Below are 11399 nucleotides of genomic sequence, written 5' to 3'. Positions count from 1 at the left end.
GGCGGCGCCCTGGGTGATGGGCGTCGGCACGCCGTAGTAGTCGATGGTGATGTCCGAAAGGACGTTAGCGTTCGCGCGACCCGTGCGCACCTTGGCGAACTCGTGGCTCAGGCTGTCGATGGTCTTGTCCATGCGTTCGGTGATCTCGGCCATGTTAGTCCTCCTTGACGACGGTGCCGACGGGTTCTCCCTTGAGGGCGCGCTTGATGTTGCCGTCGCCCTCGATGTTCAACACGATGATGGGCATATGGTTGTCCTGGCAGAGCGCGGCTGCCGTGGAATCCATGACCTGGAGGCCGCGGACAAGCACCTCATGGTAGGAAATGGTGTCGAAGCGCACGGCATCGGGGTTCTGTTTGGGATCCTTGTCGTAGATGCCGTTCACCTTGGTGGCCTTGATGAGGCAGTCCGCATCGATCTCGCAGGCGCGCAGGGCCGCAGCGGTGTCAGTGGTGAAATAGGGGTTGCCGGAGCCGGCGGCGAAGATGACGACGTCGCCCTTCTCCAGGTGGCGCATGGCGCGGCGACGGATGTAGGGCTCACAGACCTCGTTCATCTGGATGGCGCTCATAACGCGGCACTCGCAGCCGGCACGCTCGAAGGCGTCCTGGAGTGCAAGCGCGTTCATAACCGTGGCGAGCATGCCCATGTAGTCTGCCTGGGCGCGGTCCATGCCCTTGGCAGCACCGGCCATGCCGCGGAAGATATTGCCGCCGCCCACGACAACGCCGACCTCAATGCCGTCGTCGTGCAGTTCGCGAACCTGATGCGCTAGGCGATCGGTCACCTCGGGATCGATGCCGTAGCCGGCCTCGCCCATGAGCGCCTCGCCCGAGAGCTTGAGCAGCACGCGCTTATATCGGTAATCTGACAAGAGATCCTCCTTTTGTCGTAACTTATAGCATTCTAGCAAAGTGGCAGGAGCGCGCTTGCATGAAGCCCGTAGACGGCCAAAACCAACATTTTGGGCGCGTCACCTTGGTGAGGGGTACGTTCGTGTCGTTTATGGCACTATCGCACCCGTCCCCAAGGTGACGAGATTCTTCTACAAGTTGTTAAGAAAAGGGCAGCTCGGTTGAGCTGCCCTTATACAAAGATACAAAGGATGTTGATACGCCGTTACGCGTCGCCGCGCGCAAGGCGATCGAACGCGACAACCTGGATGGTGTCACCGAGCTCCTTGCTGACCTTCTCAGCGTACTTGGCAATGGTGAGGTCGCCGTCCTTGATGAAGGCCTGCTCGGTAAGCACGACCTCCTTGTAGAACTTCTCAAGACGGCCGGTGGCGATCTTCTCCTGGATGGCCTCAGGCTTGCCGGATTCAGCAGCCTGCGCCTTGTAGATGCTCATCTCGTGCTCGATGGTCTCGGCCGGCACATCCTCGCGGCGAGCGCAGATGGGTGCCACGGCGGCAACCTGCATAGCGACGTCATGGGCGAAGGTCTTGAAGGCATCAGCCTGAGCGGTCTCGGGCTTATCGAAGGAGAACTCGACGAGGACGCCGATCTTGCCACCCATGTGGACGTAGCTCGAGCAAGCACCGTGATCGGCGGTGCGGAACGCGAAGCGGTTGATCTTCATGTTCTCGCCGATGACGTGGATGAGCTCAGTGAGCGCGGCCTCGACGGTCTCGCCGTCCATGTCGGAGGCAAGGAGCGCCTCGACGTCGGCCGGATGCGTGTTCGCAATGTGCTCGGCGAGCTTGGCGGCGAAACCGGTGAACTTGGGGTTGGTGCCCACGAAGTCGGTCTCGCACGCGACCTCGACGAGCGCGGCGAGCTTGCCGTCCTCGGACACGTAGGAACCGATGGCGCCCTCGTTCGTGGCGCGGCCGGCCTTCTTCGCAGCGGCGGCGAGGCCGTTCTTACGAAGGATGTCGACGGCCTTGTCCATATCGCCCTCGGCCTCGACGAGCGCCTTCTTGCACTCCATCATGGGCGAGTCGGTCATGTCGCGGAGCTCTTTGACCTGGGCGGCGGTGATGTTTGCCATGAATCTTCCTTTCGAGCGGTATATGGTGAATGGTACGTTAAGCCCGTCCCGTTATCAGCGCGGGACGGGATGCATTACGAACTGCTTACTCGGCAGGAGCGGCCTCGGGCTCGGCGGCGGGGGCAGCCTCCTCGGACGCGGCCTCGACGGGAGCCTCCTCGGAGGGGAGCTCCTCGCCGGCCATCTCGGCAACCGTGACCTCGGGCTTGTCGCTACCAGCGATGCAAGCGTCGGCCATGAGCTCGCACATGAGCGTGACGGAGGAGATGGCGTCGTCGTTGCAGGGGATGCCGATGCCGTTCTCGAAGACCTCATCTGGATCGGAGTTGGTGTCGATGAGGGCGATGACCGGGATGTTCAGGCGACGAGCTTCCTTGATGGCGTTCTCCTCGCGCTTCGTGTCGATGATGAACAGTGCGCTCGGCAGACCCTTGAGGTCGCGGGCGCCACCAAGGTTGGCCTGGAGCTTGGCGAGCTCCTTGGTGAGCACGGACTGCTCCTTCTTGCCGCGCAGCGCCATGGAGCCGTCCTCGACCATGGTCTCGAGCTCCTCCATGCGGTTGATGCGGGAGCGGATGGTCACGAAGTTGGTAAGCATACCGCCGAGCCAGCGCTGGTTAATGTAGGGCATGCCGCAGCGCTCTGCAGCAGCCTTCACCGGCTCCTGAGCCTGCTTCTTGGTGCCCACGAAGAGCACCTTGCCGGAACGAGCGGCGTTGCGAACGAAGCTGTACGCCTGGTCCGCATTCATGATGGTCTGCTTGAGGTCGAGGATGTAGATGCCGTTGCGCTCGCCGAAGATGAACGGCTTCATCTTGGGGTTCCAACGACGGGTCTGGTGGCCGAAGTGGCAGCCGGCCTCGAGCAGGGTACGGATGTTGATCTTGGTAGCCATGTAAACCTCCTGTGGTTTGACCTCCGCGCGGGGTCGACCCTTCCCCACCACCCGGGCTTTTGCTACCAGAGCCCGGGCACCACGGCGAGAAGGTAGCCGCGCGTGCGTGATACGGACGCTGCCGAATCGGCAACGGTCGGTATGATACCAGATTCCCATCTCATTCGCGCGTCACTTTGGGGGCGGCTGCGTTTGTATCGAAAACGACACAAAAGCACCCGACCCCAAAACGACGCGCGACGTGTTAGGTGCGGGGGTGAGCGGATTTGACGGCGGTTTTGAGGCGGTCGGGGGTAAGGTGCGTATAGAGCGTCGTGGTCGAGAGACTCGCATGACCGAGGAGTTCTTGCACGCTTCGAAGATCCGCGCCACCGGCGAGGAGATCGGTTGCAAAGGTGTGACGCATGACATGCGGCGTCACATCGGAAGGCAGCCCGGCGCGGCGGCAGAGGGCGCGGAACCGGTACCGAAGCGCCGCGGCATCCATGCGGTTCCCGCGCTTGGAGATGAACAGCGGGCGCCGTCCCCCTGCATCTCGACGTCCGGCAGCCTCGAGGAGTACTGGTCTCCCCTGCTCGATGTAGCGGCAAAGCGCCTCGAGTGCCCGGCGATACACCGGCACGATACGCTCTTTGGACCCCTTGCCAAAGAGCCTCACCGTACGCGTTCCCATATCGAAATCTTCGATATCAAGACCGGAGAGCTCGGAGATGCGCGCTCCTGTGGCATAGAAGAGCTCGAGCATCGCAGCGTCGCGAAGCCCCTCAGCAGTGGTGTTATCGGGCGTGTTAAGCAGACGGTCCATGTCTGATGCCACGATCGTCTTAGGCAGGTTCTTCGGAATCTTCGGCATCTGAATGGAAGAGGCCACCTCGGTCTCCACAACACCTTCAAAGAGGCACCACCGAAAGAACGACCTGATAGACGAAAGGTGCGCGGCGCACGTGCTCGGTGCATACCCAGCGCGTCTCATGTCTGCAAGGTAGCGGCGGAACCCACGGACATCGAGCGCGAGCGCGTCCTCGGCTGCCCGTGCACACCACCCACCGAATGCCTCGAGGTGGCTCGAATACGCCCGCACGGTCTCGGGCGAAAAGCCCTCTACACGCGCGATATAGGCGATGAACTCATCCATCGCATCGGCGAAGCGGGCATCGAGCTCAACTTCGCCAACATCATGTGCGTCATGTGCGCTCACGCAAGACGCTCCGCCCCGATTTTTAGGTCTCCCCTCGTCTCAAGGTACCTATCAAGATCTCGCAAGGCGCGTTCGGCATACGCATGGTAGCGGTCGCGCTTACCGCGCTTGATACCATCATCGAGCGGGGGGACGAGTCCGAAGTTCACATGCATGGGCTGGTAGTTTTCAGTTGCGGGATCCGTCGCGTACGCCACGAGGGATCCCAACGCGCCCGTGCGCGGCAACGAGACGGGAGCCTCTCCGCAAAGCTCCGCATAGGTATTGAGCGCAGCGAGGAGTCCCGACGCGATTGCTTCGGTGTATCCTTCCGTCCCGGTGATCTGCCCCGCGAAGCGCACATGCCGGCCGGGCACCGCAAACGTGCGGTCGAGCACGTGGGGGGAATCGATAAAGGTGTTCCGATGCATGACACCAAACCGGAAGAACTCAGCCTCCTCGAGGCCAGGCACCATGTGAAACACGCGTTTCTGCTCGGAGAACGTAAGATTCGTCTGGAAACCTACAAGATTGTAGGCCGTGCCCTCACGGTTTTCAGCGCGCAACTGGATCGCCGCCCACGGACGGCGTCCTGTGCGAGGATCCGTGAGGCCCACGGGCTTCATTGCACCGAAGCGAAGCGCGTCGCGCCCCGTGCGAGCGACCTCCTCGGCAGGCTGGCACGCTTGGAAGAGTCCGCCTTTCTCGAAATCGTGCAGCACCACGCGATCGGCGGACACGAGTGCGTCAATGAAGGCGTCGTACTCGTCTTTCGAAAACGGCGCATTGAGGTAGTCGCCCGTCCCCTCGTCGCCGTATCTCGACTGACTGAAGAGGACAGATCGGTCGATCGTGGAGGCATCGACGATCGGTGCGGCGGCATCGAAAAACGAGAGCGAGTCCCCGCCCACGAGCCCATGGATGCTGGAGGAAAGTGCCGGCGAGCACAAAGGCCCCGCAGCGATGACGCAGGGCTCGTCGGGAATTTCTGTGACCTCCTCGCGAACGAGCTCGATCAAGGGCTCGGCGGCAACCCGCTCTCCCACGAGCCTGGAAAACTGCTCGCGGTCGACGGCAAGGGCGCCGCCGGCGGGAACGGCAGCCGCGCGCGCGCATGAAAGCAGCACCGAGCCCATGCGCTGGAGCTCCATCTTGAGCAAGCCCGCCGCGCTCTCGAATCTCGTGGATTTGAACGAGTTCGAGCACACAAGCTCGGCAAGGCCATCGGTCGCATGAGCGGGAGAGGGGGTCTTCGGTCGCATTTCGATGAGGCGAACCGGAACGCCCCGGCGCGCGAGCGAAAGCGCGCACTCGCTGCCAGCAAGTCCTCCCCCAACAACCGTAACCGTATCGAATTGCATGGTCTCTCCCCTTCCGTTCGGTCATCTTCTATTGTGGCCGAACGCCGTCCGCGCGTGAAGCGCCTCTTTCGTCGGAGCATATCGTCCGTCTACGAGCTGCTCAACGAGGCCATCAATGACGAGGTTGCTCAAAAACTCCAGGCATTCGCGAGCGTCGAGCCCGAGCATGCGCGCAATCTCGTCGGAACGCATGGGAGACGCGGTGAGCGCATCCATGACGCGTCCGCAGCGCGGATCATCGAACATCGGAGCGGCGGCATCGCCATGGCAGAACCGCAGCGTGCCGAAGATGCGCGAGAGCGCGCATTCCAGATCCTCCTCGCACGCGATGCAGCAGGCGCCAGAGCCGAGCAGGTAATTCGACCCCTTTGAATTGGGCGAGAAGATCGAGCCGGGAACGGCAAGCACCTCCCGTCCGATCGACTCTGCCGTCTCCGCTGTGGAAAACGTACCCGACGGCATCCCTGCCTCGCCCACGAAGACGGCACGGGTAAGCGCCGCGATCACGCGGTTGCGCTTGGGAAAGAGATATGGCCTTGGCTGCGTTCCCCATGGAACAATCGATACCACGGCACCCCCCTGCTCGAGCGCAGCCTCGATGAGTGGCGCGCTTGTGCTCGGATACACCACATCCGCTCCGTTCCCAAGTACGATGATATGCTTCCCGCCTTGCTTGAGCGCCGCCCAGCCCGCGCACTGGTCGCACCCGATGGCTCCGCCGGAAACGACGACGACCCCTGACTCAGCTGCAAGTCCCGCCGCGAGCTCCGTTACGGCAAACCCATATGGAGTCGCCCGGCGCGTGCCGATGACAGCAAGGCTCGGCTCCGTGAGCACCTCTGTGCTCCCTCGCATATACAGACGGCTCGGGGGATCTGGAAGATCGAGCAGCTGAGGGGGATATGCGCTATCTCCGAGTGCGATTTCAATGCGTTCCCGCAGGGGTACCTTAACGGTTTTCACACGCCCCCTCCTCGATACATCACCGCTTCCAAGATGTGTTGCCTCATCACGCGCTCGCGTTCATCGATATCAGCAATGGTGCGTGCGATACGGCTCAGGCGCTTGATACCGCGCCCCGTGATATGCAGGCGGCGCGAGAAATCGAGCAGCGCCTCGCTCGCCTCCTCGTCGAATGCAAGCTCATCGGTCGTCCGCTCGAGCACGCTCCTCCCGTGCATCAGGCCTACTCTCCGTGCGTGTTCCCGGTGTGACCGGAACGCGCGACCGCGTTCGACCATCTCAAGCAGATCGCGCGTCGCGAGCCCCTCAGCCCCCTTGATGATGAGCTCCGGATCGGGTCTGAACACATCGATGACGATGTCGATACGGTCGATGAGAGGTCCTGCGAGCTTTGCGCGATAGCGCTCGATGGCAGTAGCGGAACAGGAACAGGGAACTTCACGATCGCCCAGATACCCACACGGACAGGGATTGCTCGCGGCAAGGAGCTGGAACGAGGCGGGAAACAGGTACATGCCGTCGACACGCACGATGCGCACGCACCCCTCCTCCATGGGCTGGCGAAGCGTCTGCAAGACATGCGCCGGGAACTCCGCGAGCTCATCGAGAAAAAGCACGCCGCCATGCGCAAGGCTGATCTCTCCCGGGCGTACCGGCCTTCCGCCGCCTACGAGACCGGCTACAGAGATGCTGTGGTGAGGACTCCGAAACGGCCTCCGGCCTGCTAACAGCTCCTCGATATCTTCACCTGCGACCGAATGGATGCACAATGCCTCCTGCTGGTCGTCGACAGACAGCTTAGGCAGGATCGTCGTCATGCGTTTGGCGAGCATCGTCTTACCAGAACCAGGTGCACCGACCATAAGCATACCCAGCTCTCCCGCCGCTGCGACGGCCATAGCTCGCTTTGCCGTCTCCTGACCGACGACATCGGCGAAATCGAGCTCGAGCAGGGGTCGTTCGTGCGCAGAAACATCCGCTACAACGGACGGCAGTATCGACGCCCGCACGGAGACGCGATATATGCGCGAGCAAGCCATACGAGCACCCAGGCAGCGAGAGTGCAGCAAGCTCAGGCGCCCCGATGAGTCGAAGGTTCAGATCTCGAGCAAGAACCTGGTAGGCGATAGAACCCCTCACCGGACTCACCGAACCGTCGAGCGTGAGCTCGCCTACGAATAGACAATCGTCCAAACCGTTGAGGGGAATCTGGCCTGAGAGGGCAAGGATGGCGATGACGATGGGAAGATCGAGCCCGGATCCCGTCTTGCGCATATCGCCTGGCGCGAGGTTCACGGTGATGCTTTGCCTTGGAACCTCGAAGCCTGCGCTCCGCATCGCTCCTCGTATGCGCCCACGCGCATCGAGAACGGTAGAATCCGGCATGCCGATGATCGCGATCGACGGGAGTCCTCCGCCGAGCGTGACCTCGACGGTCACGGGCACCGCCTCGACGCCACGCAGACAAGCCGCGTGCACGGCGAAGACTTGACCCGGCATCAGGATACCTCCCAGTCGAACACGCTGAAGAAGTGCGTGATGCCGGCATCCTTGCCAGTGTAGAAGACGACGCTCACCACATCGAACCGAATGGAGAGCACCGGAAAGCGATCCATGACGTAGCACGAGGCGATCCTGCGATATCGAGCGCGCTTGCGCCCGTCGACAGCCTCCTCTGGTCGCACGTCCTCACCCGGTCGCGCGCGGCGCGATTTCACCTCGACGAGCACGACCTCGTTCGAGTCGTAATCGTAGGCGATGAGATCCGCCTCTCCCTCGCGGCAACGGTATCCGTGCTCCAAGACCTCATACCCACGGTCCTCGAGGTAGCTTGCGGCGATGGCCTCGCCTAGGACACCGATTTCATGTGGCGTGAGGTCGTCGGAAAGGTGCGCGGGATCAAGCTTCGCTTTCCGGCGCTTGTGTGTCGCTCTCCCGCGTACGCCGGGTTTTCCCGTACCCTGCCGCGCATGTTCCTGTTCGCTCGCCTTCTTCGCCATGATTGCTCCTTCCTGCTGGGTAGGAGCTATCATCCACGGGTCATCTAAAACGAATCCCAAGGGTTCTGGCACAATGCTTGCCAAAATCTAAAACAAGGCCGGCACTGCGCGCATTCGCCTTGCTCACTGGAGCGGCTTGCATGTGGCAAATCGCATACCAGCGCTAAAAGAGTCGTTCGTTCTCCAAAAAGTTTCCACAGAAGCTTACGCGGTGCTCATCGGTGAGCCCATAGGCGCGAATCGCCTCGATGTGCTCGGGTGACGCATAACCCTTCGACTCGGCGAAGTGATAGCCGGGATATAGGGCATCGAGCTCGACCATATGGGCGTCACGGGTCACCTTGGCGACGATCGACGCCGCGGCGATACAGGCGATACGCGCATCTCCGTGCACGACATCGCGCTCGTTGGGTACGGCATGAAGCGGGTTACCATCCATGAGCACGCAATCCGGCTCCAGTCCGGAGTCGCGCACGGCGCCCGCCACCGCCTCGCGAAGCGCAGAGGCAATGCCCACCTCGTCGATGCGCGCCGCAGGAATATGGCACAGACCGATGCCGATCGCGACCTCAGCGATGCGCGCAGCGAGTACCTCGCGCCGTGCAGGCGTAAGCTTCTTCGAATCGTTCAGGCCCCACACGATGGGATCGCGAGGTAAGGCAACAGCGCAGACGGTGAGCGGTCCTGCGACCGACCCCCTGCCGACCTCATCCACGCCGACGATGAGGCCGTCGCCGCCGAGCTCGTACATCTCCTCATACATGCGCTCGACTCGTGTGCCCTCGGCCTGCTCACGTGCGAGGCGCCGCTCTGCACGGGCAAGCGCCTGCTGCACCTGCTTGCGCGGATCGGTGGCATAGCGCTCACGGAGCGTTGCGAACTCGTCGAGCGTGGCGCTCGCGAAACGCGCTGCGACCTCGGCAGCTGAAACGGTATGAACTTGGTTTGCCATGCAGAATCATCCTAACCGGCGCAGATGACGTGTGACGCACGTTATCTCATCCCGCGTGCTATATCCAGCGATCTTGTTTGCAAGCGCGCGCTCCAACCAAGGCGTTGAGCGCGCTCCGTGCTACGCGCAAAGGCCCGAGACGAAAAAGGCCGCCCAGAGGACGGCCTGTGCAAGACGCATTGCGAGTGACTAGCGCTTCTCGGGAATGCGCGCAGCCTTGCCCACGCGATCACGCAGGTAGTAGAGCTTGGCGCGACGAACGCGACCATGGCGCACGACCTCGAGCTTAGCAATCTTGGGGCTGTGAAGCGGGAAGGTGCGCTCAACGCCCACACCGAAGGAGATCTTGCGAACGGTGAAGGTCTCACGGGAGGAGCCGCCGCTCATGCGGATGACATCGCCCTGGAAGACCTGGATGCGCTCGCGGTCGCCTTCCTTGATGCGATAGTGCACCTTAACGTTGTCGCCGACGCGGACCTGCGGGATGTCCTCACGGATCTGCTGGCGCTCGATTGCGCGGATGTAGTCCATTTCGATTCCTTACTCTAATCCAGAGGTGCCGCATCCGAAGACCGACACATGGGTTTGACAAACGTTGTCATTATACGCATATCGCAGCAGGCCGCAAGTGAGAATCTCCGCCCGGGGCGGAAATCCTCACTGCGTAGCCTGGCGATGATACTTTCAGTACCAGGTACTGAAATTATCATTTCAGCGGTCAAGATGGACGGCACCGGCCTCGGCTTCGAGCTTCGCCTGCGCGGCGGCGAGGCGCGCGATGGGCACACGATAGGGCGAGCAGGAGACATAGTCCACACCAGCGACGTTGAAGAGCGCCTTGATGGACGCCGGGTCGCCGCCGTGTTCGCCGCATACGCCGTTGTGCATGTCCGCCTTCACCGAACGGCCCTTCTCCACGGCCATGCGCACGAGCTCGAGGACGCCCTTATCGATCGTCTCGAAGGGGTTCACGTCCAGAAGCTTCTTGTGCAGGTAGATGGGGATGAACTTCGATTCGGCGTCGTCGCGCGAGAAGCCGAACGTCGTCTGCGTGAGGTCGTTCGTGCCGAAGCAGAAGAAGTCGGCGTCTTGTGCGATCTCGTCGGCGGTGATGCAGGCGCGCGGGAGCTCGAGCATCGTGCCCACGGGGATGTCGAGGGCAACGCCGTACTCCCCTGCCACCTCGTCGATGACCTGCTCGCACACGGCGCGCATCTGCACTTGCTCTGAGGCGAGCGCCACGAGCGGCACCATGACCTCGGGCTTGGGCACGAGCCCCTCGTCGCGGATGAGCGCTGCCGCGGCGCTCGCGACGGCGCGCACCTGCATGAGCGGAAGCTCGGGGAAGACGAAGGAGAGGCGCACGCCGCGAAGACCCAGCATGGGGTTCATCTCCGCCATGCCGTCGATGCGGCGCAGGCGCGCACGAAGCCCGGCGAGCTCCTCCTCCGGCGCACCAGCTGCCTCGCGTTTGGTGAGATAGACTTCGAGCTCGCGCGGGGCGTCGAGGAACTCATGCAGGGGCGGGTCGATGAGACGTACCACAACCTCGCGGTTATCCATCACGCGGAACATCTTGAGGAAATCCTCGGTTTGGACGGCGAGCAGGCGAGCCAGCACGTCCTCGCGCACCCGGGTGTCGTCGCTCAAGATGAAGTCCTGAATGAGCTGCTTGCGGTCGCCGAGGAACATGTGCTCCGTGCGGCACAGGCCGATGGCCTCGGCACCGAAGCCAAGCGCGAGCTCGGCGTCTTCGGGATTGTCGGCGTTCACGCGCACATGGTACGGGTGCGTGCTGTCCGCTTCGAGACGAATCTCGTCCGCCCAAGTAAGAATCGTCTCGAGGTCGCCCGTGAGCTCGACGGAGACGAGCGGCACGGCGCCAAGAACGACGATGCCCTGCGTGCCGTCGATCGAGATGATGTCGCCCTCGTGGAGCACGACGTCCGTACCGGCGACGTGAGCCTCCTTCGCCACCGCGTCGATATGGATAGCTTCGACGCCGCAGACGCAGGGCGCGCCCATGCCACGGGCGATAACGGCCGCGTGGCTCGTCTTG

At 62.4% G+C, this 11399-nt stretch carries 13 protein-coding genes; all 13 read right to left on the bottom strand.

Annotated features, from left to right (window positions below):
• A partial coding sequence (locus tag QZ079_RS04945; protein ID WP_366926430.1) for a ribosome recycling factor occupies positions 1-153 on the bottom strand: 153 nt, incomplete at its 3' end.
• A 1-nt stretch (position 154) separates the two neighbouring features.
• Positions 155-874, bottom strand: coding sequence for a UMP kinase (gene pyrH, locus QZ079_RS04940; protein ID WP_297035847.1), 720 nt, complete (start codon positions 872-874; stop codon positions 155-157).
• Positions 875-1119: 245 nt separating this feature from the next.
• Positions 1120-1992 (bottom strand): translation elongation factor Ts, encoded by an 873-nt coding sequence (tsf, locus tag QZ079_RS04935; RefSeq protein WP_297035844.1) that lies wholly within the window; start codon positions 1990-1992, stop codon positions 1120-1122.
• Between the two features lie 85 nt (positions 1993-2077).
• Positions 2078-2887: a 30S ribosomal protein S2 gene (gene rpsB / locus QZ079_RS04930; protein WP_291288756.1), complete on the bottom strand. Its 810-nt coding sequence runs from the start codon at positions 2885-2887 to the stop codon at positions 2078-2080.
• A gap of 244 nt (positions 2888-3131) precedes the next feature.
• Positions 3132-4085 (bottom strand): tyrosine recombinase XerC, encoded by a 954-nt coding sequence (locus QZ079_RS04925; RefSeq protein ID WP_366926429.1) that lies wholly within the window; start codon positions 4083-4085, stop codon positions 3132-3134.
• Entirely contained in the window at positions 4082-5425 is a 1344-nt protein-coding gene (gene trmFO, locus QZ079_RS04920; protein ID WP_297035839.1) for a methylenetetrahydrofolate--tRNA-(uracil(54)-C(5))-methyltransferase (FADH(2)-oxidizing) TrmFO, read from the bottom strand. The genes QZ079_RS04925 and trmFO overlap by 4 nt, the downstream gene beginning before the upstream one ends.
• Positions 5426-5446: 21 nt before the next feature.
• Positions 5447-6388 (bottom strand): DNA-protecting protein DprA, encoded by a 942-nt coding sequence (locus QZ079_RS04915; protein WP_366926428.1) that lies wholly within the window; start codon positions 6386-6388, stop codon positions 5447-5449.
• Positions 6385-7287 (bottom strand): ATP-binding protein, encoded by a 903-nt coding sequence (locus tag QZ079_RS04910; RefSeq protein ID WP_297035836.1) that lies wholly within the window; start codon positions 7285-7287, stop codon positions 6385-6387. Before QZ079_RS04910 ends, QZ079_RS04915 begins: the two co-directional genes overlap by 4 nt.
• Positions 7226-7888 (bottom strand): magnesium chelatase domain-containing protein, encoded by a 663-nt coding sequence (locus tag QZ079_RS04905; RefSeq protein WP_297035833.1) that lies wholly within the window; start codon positions 7886-7888, stop codon positions 7226-7228. Before QZ079_RS04905 ends, QZ079_RS04910 begins: the two co-directional genes overlap by 62 nt.
• Positions 7888-8388, bottom strand: a complete 501-nt coding sequence (locus tag QZ079_RS04900) for a YraN family protein (RefSeq protein ID WP_297035831.1) — start codon at positions 8386-8388, stop codon at positions 7888-7890. Before QZ079_RS04900 ends, QZ079_RS04905 begins: the two co-directional genes overlap by 1 nt.
• Positions 8389-8551: 163 nt before the next feature.
• Complete coding sequence (locus QZ079_RS04895; protein ID WP_291288751.1) at positions 8552-9340, bottom strand: ribonuclease HII; 789 nt, start codon at positions 9338-9340, stop codon at positions 8552-8554.
• A gap of 189 nt (positions 9341-9529) precedes the next feature.
• Positions 9530-9871: a 50S ribosomal protein L19 gene (gene rplS, locus QZ079_RS04890; protein WP_019238540.1), complete on the bottom strand. Its 342-nt coding sequence runs from the start codon at positions 9869-9871 to the stop codon at positions 9530-9532.
• Between the two features lie 180 nt (positions 9872-10051).
• A partial coding sequence (locus QZ079_RS04885) for a putative PEP-binding protein (protein ID WP_297035822.1) occupies positions 10052-11399 on the bottom strand: 1348 nt, incomplete at its 5' end.

The sequence above is a fragment of the uncultured Enorma sp. genome, assembly GCA_905210055.1.
In the GTDB taxonomy this organism is placed as follows: domain Bacteria; phylum Actinomycetota; class Coriobacteriia; order Coriobacteriales; family Coriobacteriaceae; genus Enorma.
The sequence above is the reverse complement of the archived record's forward strand: the minus strand, read 5'-3'. Positions and strand labels throughout refer to the sequence as shown.